The sequence below is a fragment of the Streptomyces sp. NPDC001204 genome, from assembly GCF_053598035.1.
Genome location: NZ_JBSFJL010000043.1, coordinates 13,901 through 30,214 on the forward strand (window position 1 = coordinate 13,901; position 16,314 = coordinate 30,214).

The 16,314-nt window shown below is 68.6% G+C and carries 17 protein-coding genes and 2 pseudogenes; 10 read left to right on the plus strand and 9 right to left on the minus strand.

Translation table 11 applies throughout. The features are described 5' to 3' along the window. Positions 1 to 131: 131 nt before the first annotated feature. The 4 genes from ACWC91_RS37185 to ACWC91_RS37200 form a co-directional block, all read right to left on the minus strand. Positions 132 to 2,333: a LamG domain-containing protein gene (locus tag ACWC91_RS37185; protein ID WP_450643573.1), complete on the minus strand. Its 2,202-nt coding sequence runs from the start codon at positions 2,331 to 2,333 to the stop codon at positions 132 to 134. A 184-nt stretch (positions 2,334 to 2,517) separates the two neighbouring features. Then, entirely contained in the window at positions 2,518 to 3,774 is a 1,257-nt protein-coding gene (efeB, locus tag ACWC91_RS37190) for an iron uptake transporter deferrochelatase/peroxidase subunit (protein WP_450643572.1), read from the minus strand. Next, a complete protein-coding gene (locus ACWC91_RS37195) occupies positions 3,771 to 5,135 on the minus strand; it encodes an imelysin family protein (RefSeq protein ID WP_450643571.1) in 1,365 nt (454 codons plus the stop codon). Before ACWC91_RS37195 ends, efeB begins: the two co-directional genes overlap by 4 nt. Before the next feature lie 5 nt (positions 5,136 to 5,140). Further along, on the minus strand, positions 5,141 to 7,261 hold the full coding sequence (locus ACWC91_RS37200; RefSeq protein WP_450643570.1) for an alkaline phosphatase family protein: 2,121 nt from the start codon (positions 7,259 to 7,261) through the stop codon (positions 5,141 to 5,143). A gap of 295 nt (positions 7,262 to 7,556) precedes the next feature. On the opposite strand from ACWC91_RS37200, the gene ACWC91_RS37205 reads away from it, so the two are divergent. The 6 genes and pseudogenes from ACWC91_RS37205 to ACWC91_RS37230 all read left to right on the plus strand — a co-directional run bounded on the left by ACWC91_RS37205 (position 7,557) and on the right by ACWC91_RS37230 (position 11,830). Further along, positions 7,557 to 8,225: a phosphotransferase gene (locus ACWC91_RS37205; protein ID WP_450643569.1), complete on the plus strand. Its 669-nt coding sequence runs from the start codon at positions 7,557 to 7,559 to the stop codon at positions 8,223 to 8,225. Positions 8,226 to 8,258: 33 nt separating this feature from the next. Beyond that, positions 8,259 to 8,408, plus strand: a pseudogene (locus ACWC91_RS37210) (metal ABC transporter permease); the annotation flags it as partial. A gap of 145 nt (positions 8,409 to 8,553) precedes the next feature. Beyond that, on the plus strand, positions 8,554 to 8,724 hold the full coding sequence (gene rpmF / locus ACWC91_RS37215; protein WP_225077645.1) for a 50S ribosomal protein L32: 171 nt from the start codon (positions 8,554 to 8,556) through the stop codon (positions 8,722 to 8,724). 6 nt (positions 8,725 to 8,730) lie between these two features. Continuing rightward, complete coding sequence (locus ACWC91_RS37220; protein WP_450726235.1) at positions 8,731 to 9,903, plus strand: GTP-binding protein; 1,173 nt, start codon at positions 8,731 to 8,733, stop codon at positions 9,901 to 9,903. A gap of 176 nt (positions 9,904 to 10,079) precedes the next feature. Beyond that, the gene (locus tag ACWC91_RS37225; protein ID WP_281157544.1) at positions 10,080 to 11,105 is read left to right on the plus strand and encodes a permease; all 1,026 of its coding nucleotides are present in this window, start codon (positions 10,080 to 10,082) and stop codon (positions 11,103 to 11,105) included. After that, on the plus strand, positions 11,102 to 11,830 hold the full coding sequence (locus ACWC91_RS37230) for a TIGR03943 family putative permease subunit (RefSeq protein ID WP_450642669.1): 729 nt from the start codon (positions 11,102 to 11,104) through the stop codon (positions 11,828 to 11,830). The genes ACWC91_RS37225 and ACWC91_RS37230 overlap by 4 nt, the downstream gene beginning before the upstream one ends. A gap of 16 nt (positions 11,831 to 11,846) precedes the next feature. Here the strand turns inward: ACWC91_RS37230 and rpsR are convergent, their stop codons facing one another. From rpsR to rpmG, 4 genes are read right to left on the minus strand one after another with little or no spacing between them, the layout of a single operon-like run. After that, positions 11,847 to 12,089 (minus strand): 30S ribosomal protein S18, encoded by a 243-nt coding sequence (gene rpsR / locus ACWC91_RS37235; RefSeq protein ID WP_225077648.1) that lies wholly within the window; start codon positions 12,087 to 12,089, stop codon positions 11,847 to 11,849. A gap of 51 nt (positions 12,090 to 12,140) precedes the next feature. Then, the gene (locus ACWC91_RS37240) at positions 12,141 to 13,316 is read right to left on the minus strand and encodes a GTP-binding protein (protein WP_450642651.1); all 1,176 of its coding nucleotides are present in this window, start codon (positions 13,314 to 13,316) and stop codon (positions 12,141 to 12,143) included. Then, positions 13,313 to 13,570: a type B 50S ribosomal protein L31 gene (locus ACWC91_RS37245; protein WP_225077650.1), complete on the minus strand. Its 258-nt coding sequence runs from the start codon at positions 13,568 to 13,570 to the stop codon at positions 13,313 to 13,315. The genes ACWC91_RS37240 and ACWC91_RS37245 overlap by 4 nt, the downstream gene beginning before the upstream one ends. 5 nt (positions 13,571 to 13,575) lie before the next feature. Beyond that, positions 13,576 to 13,740 carry a 50S ribosomal protein L33 gene (gene rpmG, locus ACWC91_RS37250; protein ID WP_225077651.1) on the minus strand — a complete coding sequence of 55 codons (165 nt, stop codon included), beginning with the start codon at positions 13,738 to 13,740 and terminating at the stop codon, positions 13,576 to 13,578. 130 nt (positions 13,741 to 13,870) lie between these two features. Between rpmG and rpmB the strand changes: the two genes are divergently transcribed. Beyond that, positions 13,871 to 14,107 carry a 50S ribosomal protein L28 gene (gene rpmB / locus ACWC91_RS37255; protein WP_225077652.1) on the plus strand — a complete coding sequence of 79 codons (237 nt, stop codon included), beginning with the start codon at positions 13,871 to 13,873 and terminating at the stop codon, positions 14,105 to 14,107. Further along, the gene (gene rpsN, locus ACWC91_RS37260; protein ID WP_225077653.1) at positions 14,107 to 14,412 is read left to right on the plus strand and encodes a 30S ribosomal protein S14; all 306 of its coding nucleotides are present in this window, start codon (positions 14,107 to 14,109) and stop codon (positions 14,410 to 14,412) included. The genes rpmB and rpsN overlap by 1 nt, the downstream gene beginning before the upstream one ends. 36 nt (positions 14,413 to 14,448) lie before the next feature. Here the strand turns inward: rpsN and ACWC91_RS37265 are convergent. Then, a pseudogene (locus tag ACWC91_RS37265) lies at positions 14,449 to 15,132 on the minus strand (RNA-guided endonuclease InsQ/TnpB family protein); the annotation flags it as partial. Between the two features lie 41 nt (positions 15,133 to 15,173). On the opposite strand from ACWC91_RS37265, the gene ACWC91_RS37270 reads away from it, so the two are divergent. Both ACWC91_RS37270 and ACWC91_RS37275 read left to right on the plus strand, forming a co-directional pair. Then, positions 15,174 to 15,278 carry an Arc family DNA-binding protein gene (locus tag ACWC91_RS37270; protein ID WP_374114000.1) on the plus strand — a complete coding sequence of 35 codons (105 nt, stop codon included), beginning with the start codon at positions 15,174 to 15,176 and terminating at the stop codon, positions 15,276 to 15,278. A gap of 95 nt (positions 15,279 to 15,373) precedes the next feature. Then, positions 15,374 to 16,297: an NAD(P)/FAD-dependent oxidoreductase gene (locus tag ACWC91_RS37275; protein ID WP_450642653.1), complete on the plus strand. Its 924-nt coding sequence runs from the start codon at positions 15,374 to 15,376 to the stop codon at positions 16,295 to 16,297. The last annotated feature ends 17 nt before the right edge of the window (positions 16,298 to 16,314 follow it).

Here is a 16,314-nt window from a genome sequence, read left to right on the forward strand (position 1 = left end):
TACGCACACAAAGACGTCCGGCCGAGCGGGCGTGCCGGCCACGATCCGCGAGAGCCGCCCCAGCCTCAGCGAATTGGCGCAATGGTCACCCGCCAGACGACGGGTGACCATTGCGCCAATGCAGGCGCGCGCTAGTTGGCAACAGTGACGGCGACCGAAGCCGTGGTCACGTGGCCCAGGGAGTCGATGACCGTAGCGCTCAGGGTGTGCGCCCCGTTTTTCACCTTGGTGGTGTCGAGGTTGTCGTCCAGCTCGCCGTTCGCCGGCTTGACCGTATTCACGAGGCCCTTGCCGTCCAGGCGGAGCTGGTACGACTTAAGGTTCGCGCCGGCAACCTCGGCCGCGACCTGAGCGGTGCCGCTCAGCACCGCACCGGCCGTGGGGGCCGCGAACGCGACGATCGGGGCATCCGTCAGAGTGAAGTGCTGCGTGGTGACGTTGCCCGCGAGGTCCGCGACAGTGATCGTGTTGTCACCGAGGACCGCGTGGTAGGAACCGGGGCGGATGTGGCTGAGCCCGACCACCGGCGCGCTCGGAAGCACAACCGGGAAGCCGTTCACGCTCACCTGGCCGATGCCGCCGGCGTCGCGCATCACAAAGGAGACAGCCTGGTAGGTGCCGTCGAAGCCGACGTTCATCCCCGGGTTGTCGTTGAGCGAGATCGTCGGCGGGGTGCCGTCGAGCTGGAAGGTCAGCGGGACGATTTCACCGGCGGCGGTGTAGAGCTTCAGCTCGTTGGTGCCCTCGACCGAGCCCAGAACGCCCGGCTTCACGCCGTTGAGGTCGTAGTCGACGACGTTGTTAACGTCAGTCATGACACCGTTGATCGAGAACTTGTCCACCAGCGTGGACGCGTGCAGAGCGAAGTCCACGGAGCTGTACACGCCGGCCGAGCCGATCGAGGTGTCCTTGATCGTGATGGTCGGAGCGTGCTGAACGCCCGGGCTCCCCAGGTAGAGGTCCTTGACCTCGGCAGGGTACAGCGCCCGGTCGAAGAGGAAGAACTCGTCGATGTCGAGGACGTTGCCGATGTTGTAGTGCCCGGTGCCGTCGTTGCCGATCATGGTGCTCAGCGCTGTGAACGGCTGACCGGCGAACTTGGCGATGCTGCCAGAGCCCGACTGCACGCCGTCGATGTACAGGGTGACGGTCCCCGCGGCGCGATCGGCCGTGAAGGCCACCTGATGCCAGGTGCCGTCCGTGATGGGCTGGGCCGTGGTGCAGTCCACGCGGCCCACACCGCCGGCGTTGATGTTGAGCACGATGTTGCTCGTGCGGGTCGAGAACACGAAGCCCGGGTTGGAGCCGCTATTCCAGTCCTTGTTGCCGAAGATCGACGGGTCACTGCCGGTCTGCGTGGACCGGACCCACGTCGCCATGGTGAAGCTGTAGTTCGCCGGGTAGCTCGAGAGGTCGTCCAGACGAACCCATGAGTTGGTCGAGTTGAAATGCGCGGCCTGACCGAACTTACCCTGGACGTAGGAGACGTCGTTCGCGGTCGTCGCAGCCCCGGTGGTGCTGTTGGCGTTGCCGTCGAACGGGAGGTAGTAGTGCAGCGAGGTCGAGAGCGCATCGGGGAGGTTCAGCGGGTCCCCGCCCGGCAGACCGGCCTGGTAGTCGGCCTGGACCTGCACGGCGCTGATGGCCTGGTCGTAGAAGTTCACGTTGTCGAACAGCGCGTCCGTCTGCGGCGCGTAGTTTAGGGCGCCGTTCTGACCGATCGCGAACGGCAGGCCCGAGTCGAGGTTGTCACCGGTGGCGACGGTGGTCGTCGCGCCCGCCTGCCTGCCGTCCACGTACCACTTCGCGGTGCCGGCGGAGCGGTCCACGACCGCGGCCACGTGGTGCCACGCGCCGACGGTGGGCGCATTGCCCAGGGTCTCGTGGACACCCTCGGTGCCGAAGCAGCCGAGCAAGGAGCCGTTGCTGCCCGAAGCGTTGTAGGTGGCGAAAGCGTTGTCGCTGCACGAGCCGCCGTGCTGGTTGGCGAAGAGGTAGGCATCCCCCGTGTACGAGTTCTGCTTGATCCAGAAGTCGTAGGAGAAGCTGCCACTGGCGTCGGTCTTGCCGGCGATGCGCGGAAGCGTGACCTGGCGGCCGGCGGAGACGTGGGCGGCCTGACCGGACAGTCCGGGCGCGTAGGCGGGGGTGCCGTGCCAGGTGCCGTTGTTGCCGTTGCCACTGGAGTCGGTCGTGGTGGTTCCGGAATCTGAGTCGAAGGTGTACGACACCACCGGCGCAACGAGGCCGGACGCGGATGCCGCATGGGCAGCGACCACGCCACCCACGGCGAAGGAACTCAGGCCGGTGATGGCCAGAAATGTCGACAGCACGGTCGTGAGTGCCCGTCTGGCGAAACCGCTGGCGCGGAACCGCGACCTCGCGGGGAGGGCTTTGTGGGGCATGTGAGTTCATCTCTTTTCGAAAGATTGCCAATGGGGATGTCGAGTCGGTCGAAGGTGCGGCGGGGCTTCGTGCGGCGGCGGGCGGCAGGTTGAGCGGCACCACTGGCGCTCGTCACGAGAACATGCCTCGCCCCAGCCAGTCCTCGCGGTTCCGCACTCCGGGGAGGGCGAAGAAGTAGCCGCCGCCGAACGGGGAGATGTAGTCCACCAGCGGCTCGTCGATCAGGCGCTTCTGCACCGTCACGAACTGGCGCTCAAGATCCTGGTTGAAGCAGACGAAGATCAGCCCCATGTCGAGCTGACCGTTGGGGTCGGTGCCGCCGCTGTAGTTGAACCCGCGACGCAGCATCCGCTGATCGTCTGCCGAGCCGTCGTGCGGGTTGGCCACGCGGATGTGCGCTGTGACCGGGACGACGTTGCCGTATGGGTCGCGTTCGTAGTTCGGCACGTCGAACTCCTTGCTGCCGGCGAGCGGCGCGCCGCTGTCGCGGTCGCGGCCGATCATGCGCTGCTGCTCCGTGATCGAGACCCGGTCCCAGAACTCCACGAACATCCGGATCAGGCGCACGACGTGGTACGAGCCGCCCTCGACCCAGTCGGGCTCCCGGTGGCCGCCGTGCGTCCAGACGAGACGGTCGACGAGCGTGCGATCGCCGGTGAACTCCTGGTTGGCGGTGCCGTCCTTGAAACCGAGCAGGTTCCGCGGCGTGCCACTCGGCCGCGGCGGGCTCATGAAGCCTTCCTTGCGCCACAACACCTGCAGGTCGGCGCGAGTGGCGCGCATGAGGATGCGCAGCGCGTGCAGTGCTGTGTCGCGATTGTTGGCGCAGATCTGCAGGAGCAGGTCTCCGTCGCACATGCTGCGGTCGAGGGCGTCGTTGGGGAACTCGTCCATGGGCCGCAGCAACGCCGGCTTGGCCTTCGCGAGGCCGTACCGCTTGTCGAAGAGACTGGCGCCCACGCTGACCGTGACGGTGAGCCCGTCCGGAACGACCTGGGTGCCGAGCACGCCGTTCTCATAGCTGGTCGATGCCACGCCGTCGTACGGCACGTCCTCACCGCTTGTCAGGTAGCGAACGGTGGACGTGAGCGTCTGCAGCGTCTGCTGAAGCTGAGCCCGGTCGGCTGAGGTGACCGTGAACGAAACGAAGACGGCGGCGCGCTGTGGCGGTTCCAGGATGCCCGCCTGGTGGGCTCCTTCGAAGGGGTAGCTCGCCGACGGCGCCTGCTCGGTGCCGGGCGCGGCGGTCGCCGCGCTCACGGCGTCGTCTCGCACGCCGGCCGAGGCCGTGATCGCGGCAGCGACGGCGCCGGCCGAGCCGACGGCGAGGGCGCCGAGGAGGCCTCGCCGGGTGGTGTGCGGGTTCATTTGCCGTTGCCTCCGGTCGCGCCGCTGCTGTCGTTCCCAATGCCGCTTCCCTCGTCGGGACTGTCGCGAGGCTCGGTGACGGGTGGGATGTGGGAGAGAAGCTCGACGGCCTGCTGGACATGAGCATCGAGTTCGGCTCGTTGCACAGCGGTGAGGGAGGTCAGCGGCACCCAGCCGTTCGCATGGTGGTAGCTCTCGACGAGCACCTGGGTCTGGCGCAGCCAGCTCTGCGTCCGGCCGAGCCACGGATCCTGAGCAGTCAGCAGCGGCACCAGCGGCTGAAGCGCGTGACAGGTGCCGGTGATGTTCGCATCGACGGTGGCGAGCTCGGTGTGGCTGCCGGCATCGCCGATCCCGTTGAGGTCCTTGCCGAGCGTGTCCTCGAGGATCTCATGGGCACGGATGCCCATGTCGAGCGGCGTGATCGAGTTCGGCTTGGCGAGCTCAGCCGGCAGCTTTCCGACATTCGCGATCAATGTGTCGGCGTACGGCGCGATCTCCGCCGGCGGCTCGCCTGCCCAGAGCAGCGCCTCGATCTTGCGGAAGCCGGTGAGGTGAGGTGAGGTGACCGCGGCGGCGTCGCTCGGTGGGTCGCCGTTGATCGCGTCACCCAGTTTCCCGAATGCGCCGTATGCGGCGCCGAGCTTCTCGTAGCTGAGATGCGCTGTCAACCAGTCCAGCTTCGCTGCGCCCACGTCGCCGGCGTGCAGATCCGCAGCAAGCTGTGTGACCTGCCTGCTCAGCGTCGGCAGCTGGCTCTGCACCCACGCCGTGTACTGATTAATGGGTATCCGAAGGTCGAGCGGCGTGACGGGCACGATCCCATTCACGGCTGTTGTTCCGGCGCCGCCGCCACCGGTATTGCCGGTTACGGCGATCGGCCTGCTCGACTTGATGGTGTATGCGGTGATGCAGACCCATTTGTAGGTACCGGGCGGGATGACCCCGGTGACCTGGCGAGTGGCGTTGATGCCGAAGTTCTCGACCTCGAGATAGATCTTCTTGCTGCGGGTGTCTTGGAGGTAGATCTCCATGTCGTCGCCCTCATCGTTCAGGACGTCAAAGCTGTAGTTGCCGGTGGGGCCGCCGTGCCAGTCGTCGATGCAGCTCGGCGTGCCGGACACGACGTGCACCTCAGTGCCCGCCGCCGTCCGCTTGACCGGGTGCGCCGCCCACGCCGCCGCGGTGGCGTCGACGAAGGGGCCTTTCACCGGGGAGTGCTGGCCAGCGGGCCACAAGCTGACCGCGACGATCGTCACCGTCGCGACGGCGACCGCCGCTACGACCGAGGCCCACAGCAGCAACCGCCGCCGTGGCCCCCCGTCAACGTGCGGCGCCTTCTCATCGGGTGCCGTGTGCATATCGCTTAGATCTGGGCGACGCGGCCGGCGTAGCGCTGCTTCCAGCCGTCGACCCCCTTGGCGGTGATGACGATGTCGTAGTAGCCCGACTTGGTCGGCCAGGTGACGACCTTCGACTTGCCCGCGGCCACCGAGATGGCCTGGTCGCGATCGAGGAAGTCGTTGGCGACCAGCTCGAAGATCACGGCCTGCGAGCCGTCGCTGTGGAGGGTGAGCTTGACCTGCTGGCTGGCACCCGACCCTCGGATTAGCTCGACCTCGATCCGCGGGATGGCGCCGTCGGTCTGCGCGGCCGGAACGACCTGGCCGGCGAACGTACGAACGAAGCGGTCCGGGCCGTAGATCGAGAACGCGTACTGACCACCGGTCTGTGTCGCGTCCCACGTGTGCGTGCGCGGGTGGGTGTTGCTGACCGTGTACGGCGTGCCGTACGTCTGCTGTGGGAGGTACTTGTCGGGGAAGACCAGCATGCTCGCACCCTTGCCCGGGCGACCGCCGTCGAAGCTCATGGCCGCGGTGACCGTGCCGGCGATGCGGTCCTCGACCAGGGTGGCGTGCTGGTGGAACGAGAGCGGGCGGACCTTGAGCGGGCCGGTGCTGCCCTGCGTCGGCATGACCTGCTCGCCGACCGGGGGCTGCGGCACGGGCGGCAGCGTCTTGTCCTTGTCGACGACCGCGGCCAGGCTTGCCGGGGTCGGCAGCGAGGGGAACGAGTTGTCGAAGCGGGTGAAGTCGATCGCTGAGAGCATGTCGCCTGAGACCGTACGGCGCCAGGCGCTGATGTTCTTGCAGATGGCCGGCTTGCCGAGAGTGGTGGTCCACTGCTCGAGCAGCATGATCGTCGAGGTGTGGTCGAAGACCTCCGAGCAGACGTAGCCGCCGCGGGTCCAGGGGGAGATCATCACGAGCGGGACGCGGCCGCCGAAGCCCGGGTTCAGACCCGGCGCACCCTCGCCCGGTGTGCCGTCCTCGGGGATGGGAGGCAGGACGTGGTCGAAGAAGCCGCCCTGGCCGAGGCGGTTGGCGCCGTTGGGCTCGTCGTAGTTGAGGATGATGAGGGTCGAGTCCCACAGCTCCGGGTTGTCGTGCACGGCCTGGATGACGCGGTCGACATAGATCGCGCCGTCATTGGGGGCGTGGTTCGGGTGCTCGCTCCACGAGGCCGGCGAGGTGACCCAAGAGACCTGCGGCAGGGTGCCCGCAGCGCAGTCGGCGATGAAGTCGCGCAGCACGTAATCGAGGTTGGTTCGGTCGTTCTTCTGATCCGCCGGCGGGTTGGTGTAGTCCTTGGTGATCCCGCCACGGGCGAGCAGACCCTTGCCGGGCTCGAAGTCGTCTGCGGAGGCGTTGACTGGGTTGTAACGCGCGAAGTCGCGCAGCGTGTTGTCCTCGTAGTCGCCGAACCAGCCGACGTCCTTGTTGTTGTCGACGTACATCTGCCAGGTGACGCCCGCTTTCTGGAGGACCTCCGGGTAGGTCTCCCACTGGAACAGGAACTGGCCGTTCTGGCTGTTGTTGATGCGCGGGCCGCCGCCGAGGATGCCCTGCGGGTCGTTGGTGCCGGTCCACATCATGATGCGGTTCGGGTCGGTGCTGGTGTTGAGGGAGCAGTGGTAGTGGTCGGCTACCGTCCACGCCTTCGCTATGGCGTGGTGGAACGGGACGTCCTGCTCCTCGAAGTAGAACATGCGGCTGCTGGTGTTCTGCGCGTTGTACTTCGTGGTGTCCGCGCGGTACGGCAGGAGATAGCCCTCGGCGCGGCTGTTCGGCTCGTAGAAGTTGGTCTGCCCGTTCTGCCAGGTCAGTGCCTGCTTGTCGTTGAAGCCGCGCGCGCCCGGCAGGTTCAGCGTCCCGAAGATGTGGTCGAAGGACCGGTTCTCCTGGGTGACGATGACAATGTGCTTCAGGTCGGCGATGGTGCCGGTCCGGCCCGTCGGCATCGCCGCAGCGGATGCCTGCAGGCGATCGGCACCCAGCCCGGCGGACATCGCGGCACCGGCCGCGGCCGTCAACCCGGCGGCCTTGAAGAACTTGCGGCGCGTGAAGTGCCGCCCCGAGGAGGGCGCAGTCGCAGCGGGCATGGCGCCCGACTCGGGCTCTACGAAGTTGTCCTCGTTGTTCGACATGGAGATGCCTCGTCTCGTCGTGATGGCGAAGTCGTTGGGGCGTGGACCACCCGCGGCCTCAGAGGCTCATTGCCGCGAGTGTCGACGAGGGAACGCATGACGGAACCACAGCCGAACCCCAGCTGTGGACTAGACCCGTTATTGGTTCGTTATCTAGATGGTTCGTGCCCGCCATCGGACCGGCGGGTCTGGGTGCGCCGGTGCGGTGGGGAGTCCCGGCGGCTGCACAACGGCCACCAGTGACTCGCCGTCGCCCGATTGATGGCTGATGCTCCGTCAGGACAGACTGCATTGCATGGAGTTGATCGGGCGGGGGCGGGAAGCTGACGTGTATGCCCTGGACGAGTCCAAGGTGTTGCGGCGTTATCGGCAGGGGGGACCAACGGAGCTGGAAGCTCGGTTGATGACCCATTTGGCGGCTTGTGGGTATCCCGTGCCGAAGGTGTACGAGATCACCGATACCGACATGGTCTTGGAGCGGCTGACCGGGCCGACGATGCTGGATGTGCTGGCCCGGCACCCCTGGCGGGTCGGATCCCTCGGCCGGACGTTGGGCCGCCTGCACGACCGGTTGCATGCGTCGCCGGCGCCGAAGTGGCTGCCCCAGCGGTTTGCGACGGCAGGTGACGACCGGGTGCTGCATCTGGACCTGCATCCGGGCAACGTGCTTCTGACCCGGCGGGGCCCCGTGGTGATCGACTGGCGCAACGCGGGCGCTGGTGATCCCGATGCGGATGTGGCGATGACCATGGTCACGGTCAGCAGCGCGGAGGTCCCCGGACTGGCCGTCCGCCTGGGGCGGAGTCTGCTTGTGCACAGCGTGCGCAAGGGCTCTCGGACCGATCCTGCGGGACGCATCCAGGAGGTGGCCGAAGCCAAGCTGACCGACCCGAACCTCACGCCTGCGGAGGCAGCCTGGCTGCGTCGTCGTACCAGCGACCGGACCCGGCAGCCAGGCCGCTGATCGGTCGCCGGGCGTGTGCGGGCGGCCGGTATCGGCGCGGCGACAGCAGCACTGGGCAGCAGCATCCCCATCAGCCCTTACGTCACGACGATCTCGTTCACCCTCTACGTCGCCTGCCGACTGGCGGGCAGCTACCGGGCCCGGCGGTGGGGAGCCAGGAGGGCGACGCTGCAATCCGCCTGACCGACGGGAGCGCCCGCCGGGCCGACGGGTGTGCGCGTCCACACGCACGCGCTGCCGCCCACTCCTCCGAGCTAGTCAGCCAGCTAATTAGTAATGAGATTCGTTTTCATGTAACGTTCTGCGTGCTCACCTCCAGGAGGACCCCATGGCCGTGCCCAAGCGCAAGATGTCCCGCAGCAACACCCGCCACCGCCGCGCCCAGTGGAAGGCGGCCACCCCGGCACTCGTCCCGATCACCGTCGACGGCGTCCCCTACCTGGTGCCCCAGCGGCTGGTGAAGGCGTACGAGCGCGGGCTGCTGCGCCCGGAGGACTGACCGTTCATGCCTTACGAGCGACTGCCCGTCACCGTCCTGTCCGGCTTTCTCGGCGCGGGCAAGACCACCCTCCTCAACCACATCCTCGGCAACCGCGAGGGACTGCGCGTCGCGGTCATCGTCAACGACATGAGCGAGGTCAACATCGACGCCGCCCTGGTGCGCGGCGGCGAGGCGGCCCTGTCACGCACCGAGGAGCGCCTGGTCGAGATGACCAACGGCTGCATCTGCTGCACCCTGCGCGACGACCTGCTCGAGGAGGTCGACCGGCTGGCCCGCGAGGGCCGCTTCGACTACCTGCTCATCGAGTCGTCCGGCATCTCCGAACCCATGCCGGTGGCCGCGACGTTCGCCTTCGCCCGCGACGACGGCGCCACCCTCGGCGAGGTCGCCCGACTGGACACCATGGTCACGGTCGTCGACGCGGCCAACTTCCTGCCCGAGCTGACCAGCGGCGACGAGCTCGTCGAGCGCGGCCTGGATCAGTACGAGAACGACGAACGCACCGTCAGCGACCTGCTGATGGACCAGGTCGAGTTCGCGGACGTCATCATGCTCAACAAACTCGACCTCGTCGACGAGGAAACGGCGGACCGGCTGCGGGCTACGCTCACCCGCCTCAACCCGGTCGCGCGCGTCGTCCCAGCCGTCCACGGCCGCGTGAAGGCCGCCGACGTACTGGGCACCGGGCTGTTCGACCTGGAACGCGCCCAACAGGCCCCCGGCTGGGTGATGGAGCTCAACGGCGACCACGTCCCCGAGACGGAGGAGTACGGGATCTCCTCGACCGTCTTCCGAGCCGAACGGCCGTTCCACCCCGGCCGGCTGTGGACGTTCGTGACTCAGGAGTTCGACAGCGGCGCGTACGGGCAGATCCTGCGCTCCAAGGGGTTCTTCACTCTGGCCAGCCGCCCGCAGGTGACGGGCCTGTGGTCACAGGCCGGCTCCGTCGCACGCTTCGAGCCCTCCGCTGCCCGCGACACCGACAGCCCCGACGGCCAGGAACTGGTCTTCATCGGCACGCACCTGCTCGCAGACGCACTGCACGCGGCACTGACCGACTGCCTCATGGCCGACGGCGAGAGCCTGCCGCCCGTCGACCCGTTCCCCGACTGGGACACCTACGGCATCGACGACACCTGCGAGCACGAGCACCGCGACCTTGTAGCGGGGGCCTGAAGACCCCGGGTCGGGCGACGAACGCAGCCACGGCGCCGCCCGACCCGGTACGGATACCGATCCGCCAGACCGCCATAGGAGAGGACCGGTACGCCCGGAGGCCCGAAGAGATCGGCGCACAGCCTCCGTCGGTACTATGCGGTGCGTCCGTGGTGTCGTACGGCGAAGCGAGTGACGTGAGCGATCCGGAGTACACCGAGGGCCGGTACGGGTTCTTCGATACCGTCCGCCTCGCCGTCCGGACGCTCGTGCAGGTCGTCGTCGGCGGTGTCGCGCTCGCCACGATCCTCGCGGTCGCGCTGATCCTCGGCCCGGTGATCGCACTCGACCTCTACACCCCGCCCGTCGCCGCCTGGTGGACGGTGTTCACCGCCGTCGTCGTCCAGGGAGTTCCCTTCCTGCTGCTGGGCACGCTGGTCTCCGCCGCCATCGGCGCCTTCGTGCCCGAGCGCGTCTTCAGCCGGCTGCTGCCACGCAGGACGGCGCTCGCCGTGCCCGTCGCGGGCGCGGCCGGCGCCGTGCTGCCCGGGTGCGAGTGCGCGTCCGTACCGGTGGCCAGAAGCCTGATGCGGCGCGGGGTCGCCCCGGCCGCAGCGCTCGCGTTCCTGCTGTCCGCGCCCGCCATCAACCCCGTCGTGCTGGTCGCCACGTCCATCGCCTTCCCCGGCCGGCCGCTGATGGTGGCGGCCCGGCTCGTCGCCTCCCTCGCCACCGCCGTCGTCATGGGGTGGCTGTGGGCCCGTTTCGGGCGCGAGGAGTGGCTACGGCTGCCGACGGAGCGTACGAGGCCGCCCGGATCCTCGCGCGGGCGTGCCTTCGCGGCCGGGCTGCAGCACGACTTCCTGCATGCCGGGGGCTTCCTGGTGCTCGGCTCGGCCGCCGCGGCGACCTTCAACATCACTGTGCCGCGCTCGGTCCTGGACCTCTTCACCGGATCGCTCTGGCTGTCGGTTCTGCTGCTGGCCCTGCTCGCCGTGGTGCTGTGCGTGTGCAGCGAGGCCGACGCGTTCGTCGCCGCGTCGCTGAGCGGGTTCTCGCCGATGGCACAGTTGGCGTTCATGGTGGTCGGGCCGATGGTCGATCTGAAGCTGATCGCGCTTCAGGCGGGCACGTTCGGCAGGGCCTTCACCATCCGGTTCTCGTCGGCGACCTGGGTGGTCGCCATGGTGAGCAGTGTGCTCGTGGGGTGGTGGCTGCTGTGAGGCGGTACGGGCAGGCCGTGCTGATGCTGCTGGTGGGCGCCGCCGTGCTGCGGATCTCGCTGTTCAGCGCCCTGTATCTGCGGTACGTGCAGTCCGGGCTGCGGCCGTACCTGATCGCGTCGGGGGCGCTGCTGGTGCTGCTGGGGGTGGCGGCGGGAGTGCGGGCCGCACGGGAGGTCCCCGACGAGGACGAGGCCGAGGACCCACACGGGCACGGGCACACCCACACGACCGGCCCGCGCCTCGCCTGGCTTCTCGCCCTCCCCGCCGCCGCGCTGCTGCTCTTCCCGCCGCCCGCGCTCGGCTCCTACAGCGCGGACCGGGAGGACGCGCAGCGCGCGGCCCAGGGCATCGGAACGTTCCCGCCACTGCCGTCCGGCGACCCGGTGGACCTGAGCGTCGCCGCCTTCACCTCCCGGGCGGTCTACGACAGCGATCGCTCGTTGAAGGGCCGTACGGTCCGGCTGACCGGCTTCGTCACGCACGGGGACGACGGCACGTGGTACATCACCCGGCTCCTGGTCTCGTGCTGCGCGGCCGACGCGACCACGAGCAAGGTGGAGGTCCGCGGCGCGGACGCCCCGGCGACGGACACGTGGGTGACGGCCACGGGCATCTGGCACCCCAAGGGCAGGCTGGGCTCCTCGGCGGCCTGGCCCCCGCTGCTGGACGCGAAGGCGGTCAGACGGGTCGAGGGGCCGTCAAACCCGTACGAGCAGCGTTGACTCAACGCTGTCCCGGCTATCGGGAACTGTAGGGAAGGAGTGCCATCTCGCGTGCGTTCTTGATGGCCTGCGCCACCTGCCGCTGCTGCTGACGCGTCACGCGGGTCACCCGACGGCTGCGGATCTTTCCGCGGTCGGAGATGAACTTCCGCAGCAGGTCGGTGTCCTTGTAGTCGACGTATGTGATGCCGGCGGCGTCCAGCGGGTTGGCTCGCTGCGGCTTGGCGGTCTGCCGCCGGGTGCTTGGGCGTCGGGGCATGGTCGGATCCTCTCTCAAGGGGCGGCGGTGGAATGCGCGGACGGTCGCGGTTCAGGACACTGGGTCGAGCAAGTTGTCGAATGCGTGCGGAAGTTGCTTCCAACGATCGCTGCCGGCCGCGTACTCGTCGTCGGTGAGCAGACACGAGTCGAGCAGTACCTGCAGACCGTCGCTGTCCAGACCGGGCGAGGTGAAGGTGAAGTACTGGCAGCGGTCGCCGTGTTCGGGGTGCCAGTCCACGGAGGCTGCCAGGCGGCGTTCGGCAGGTACCATCTCCCAGGCGGCATCCGGCAGGGCCGCCAGCCAGGGTCCGGCCGACTCCACGCACAGCGCGCCGCCGGCGGCGTCCCACGACAGCAGGGTGTCGGGGCGGTCCGCCAGCCAGAACCGCCCACGGCTGCGGGCGGCGGCGCAGGTCAGGTCCTCCAGTGCCGCGTAGAGGCGCTGCGGGTGGAAGGGGCGTGTCCGCCGCCAGATGAAGGTGCTCACGCCGTGCTCGTCGCACTCCTGCGGCAACAGCGCGGACGCGGGATGCAGGCGGGCGGCGGCCGCGTCCACGTCGAAGCCCGCCAGCAGAGCGGTCTGCAGGGCAGCGCTTCCCACGCGTACCTTTCGTGCGCCGGGTGTGAGCTGGGCGAGCAGCGCGTGGTCGGTGTCGTCGGCGGGCTCGCCGCCCGCTGCGCACGAGCCGTCCTCGGCGAGGGCGATCACCGTGGGGTATTCCAGTTGCCGGGCGAAGGTGTCGGCGATGGTGCGCTGGTCGGTCGGGGCGGCGGCGAGGCCGACGTCGGCCAGGTCGTCGCCGTTGGACAGGTAGGGCTGGACGAGTGCCGGGTCGATCGCGGTGGCGACCCCGGTCAGCGTCAGCGGCGCGCCCGCGGCGGCGATGACCGCGGCCATTGCCTGGGGTTCGACGGAGTCCCACAGTTCCACGACGGCCAGCCGGTGCGTTCCCTCCTCGGCCAGCCGCAGCAGTTCGGGGACGAGGTCCTCGTGCAGCGCGCAGCACGCGCAGTCGTTTACCAGGGGTGCGTCACCGCTGCTCAGCAGGCCGCCGGCATCGCGTACGGTGCGGTGCACCGTACTGTCGACGGCGGACGTCAGGTCGTGGTGCAGCGCGGCCGAGCGGGGCACCGTGCGCAGGATTTCCTCAACGGCGGCCCTGCGGGCGTCGGCGTGCAACCCAGCGACGATCGCGACCGGCAGCCGCGCCTGGTCCCTGCTCACTGCCGGCCCTGTGCGCGTCCATAGCGCCGCTCGAAGCGCTCGACGCGCCCCGCGGTGTCCAGGACCCGTTGGGTGCCGGTGTAGAAGGGATGGCTCGCCGAGGAGATCTCGACGTCGATGACCGGGTAGGTGTTGCCGTCCTCCCACTCGACGGTCTTGTCACTGGTGGCCGTCGACCGGGTGAGGAAGGCGAAGTCGGCGACCCGGTCACGGAAGACGACCGGGCGGTACTCGGGGTGGATTCCGGGCTTCACGGTACTCAGCGCTCCTCACGAAAGTCGACGTGGCGGCCGACGACCGGGTCGTACTTGCGCAGCGTCAGCCGGTCGGGGTCGTTACGGCGGTTCTTGCGGGTCACATAGGTGTAGCCAGTGCCGGCGGTGGACCTGAGCTTGATGATCGGACGCAGTTCGTTTCTGGACATGGACACGCACTATACAAGAGATTGGTTTTCATTTTCATCTAGCTGTACTGTTCTGCCCCGCACCAGGTCACAATCGCCCGACCCCGCAAGAAACACACACGGGACCACGATCCAGGCACGAGGAGGAAACATGTCCGCCCACTGTCAACTCACCGATCGACAGCCCGGCTTCGGCCATCACATCTCCCACTCCCACCGGCGCAGCAAGCGCCGCTTCGACCCCAACATCCAGCGCAAGCGCTACTGGCTGCCGAGCGAAGGCCGCCATGTCCGGCTCACCCTCTCCACCAAGGGCATCAAGACGGTCGACACGATCGGCATCGAGGCCGCGGTGGCCCGCATCCGCGCCCGGGGAGGGAAGGCCTGATGGCGACGAAGAGCAAGATCGCGAAGAACGAACAGCGGCGCCTCGTCGTGGCCCGCTACGCCGCACGCCGCCTCGCACTGAAGGCGATCATCTCCTCCCCCCGGGCATCCGACGACGAACGCGCCGCCACCCAGCGCGAACTGCGCCGACAGCCCCGCGACGCCAGCGCCACCCGCCTACGCAACCGCGACTCCGTGGACGGTCGCCCCCGCGGCCACCTGCGCGCCTTCGGCCTGTCCCGCATCCGTGTACGCGAGATGGCCCACGCGGGCGAGCTCCCCGGTGTAACCAAGAGCAGTTGTTGACATCCTCCCCTCCCTGAAGGGAGGAGGATTCCTGGCTCAGGCGGCCTCCGGGAGCAGCGCCCCCAGAGGTCTTACGCCCTCAACACCAGCCGGGGTGAGACCAGCCCGGACCAGCATCACGCGGGCGGAGTTCCTGTCCCTGGAAAACGCGACTTTGCACGCGGTGCAGGTGTAGGTACGTTCCGAAAGAGGAAGTGCGTGCTTGGTTCTCGCTCCGCACGATGCGCAATCCATAGTGGTATGCGCGGGGTGTACGAGGCGGACGTCCCGCCCGTGCTTGCGGCCCATCTCGATCAGGGCCGTCTTGGTGGCGCCAATGGTGGCGTCGGCCGCCTTGCGGGCCATGGTGGTCTTGGCGAGGAACTTCGGCCGGAAGTCCTCGACGGCGATGGCGTCGTGGTCGCGGACGACGCGTTTGGCCCACTTGCGGGCGGTGTCCTGCCGCTGCCGTGCAACCTTCTTGGAGACCTGCGCGGCCTGCCGCTGCGCCTTCCTGTAGCCCTTGGACGCCGCCTGCCCCTTGGCGGGCCGGCGGCTGGCCATCATCCGCTGATACCGGGCCAGACGCTGCGCGGCCCGCTTGCCGTGTTCGGCGTGCGGGAGGTCGTGCGCGTCCGATGTGGTGGTGGCGGTCTCCTTGACGCCCCAGTCGACGCCGAGAACGGCGCCGGTTTCGGGGATCGGTTGCACCTCGGTGGCGACGACGAACGACGCGTACCAGGAGAATCTCCCTCCGACTCCCAACCGACCTGCACGCACGGCTGGTTGAACAAGCCCGTTCAGACCGGCGGTCCCTCAACTCTGAGATCGTCCACCTGCTTGAGGTCGCCCTCACCAATGCGGGTGGAGATGACGAATCGCCCTGACGGCGATTCCTCTTTCCGTGCCCTGCTCCGCAGGGGTTCGATTCCTCCCCGGCCCGAAGGCCGGGGCATCCTCGAAGAAGATCAGGTGACAGACGATGTACGACGTGATCGTGGTCGGCGGGGGGCCTGCGGGCCTCAACGCCGCGCTGGTGTCAGGGCGTCAGCGCAGGCGGGTCCTCCTGCTGGACTCGGGCCGCCCGCGCAACGCGCCCGCGGCGCAGATGCACATGTTTCTCAGCCGTGACGGGTTCCCGCCCGCAGAACTGCGCCGCATAGGCCGGGAGCAGCTCACCGCCTACCCGAACGTGGTCGTACGTGAGGCGACCGTCACGGCCGTCGTGTCCGAGCCGCCGGGGTTCGCCCTGACGCTGACGGATGGGACGGTGGAGCGGACCCGCAAACTGGTCCTCGCCACGGGGCAGGTCGACGTGCTCGACGAGCAAGTGGAAGGGCTGTCCGCGCTGTTCGGCCGGGGGGTGTACCACTGCCCGTTCTGCCACGGCTGGGAGACCAGCGGGATGAGCCTGGCCGTCATGGGGCATGAACTGCCGCAGGTCATGCAGGCCCTGTACGTGGCCGACCGCTTCAGTGACGACGTGGTCGTGTGCACCAACGGACACCCGGTGCCCGAACAGGCCGCGGGCAAGCTCGCCGATGCCGGTATCACCGTGGAGGAGACGGCCGTGGCCCGGATCGAGGGCGAGGCAGGTGCACTCCGCATGGTCCTCGCCGACGGCCGGGTCCTCGAACGGCAAGGCGTCTACCATCGGGCGCCCACCCGCCAGCACTCGCTGCTGGCAGAGCAGTTGGGGTGCCGGATCCTGCCGGACGGCTGTGTGCGGGTGGACGAGTTCCAGCGCACCTCCGTGCCGGGTGTGTACGCGGCCGGGGACACCGCCCGTCTGGAGGCATTGCCGGACGCCCTCACCTTCGTGATCACGGGGGCCGCCGATGGCGCCCGTGCCGCGGTCTGGCTGGACCAGGAACTCTTCCGCGAGGACGCCGGCCTGGGCGGCTGACGTCGGGGTGCGGCGGG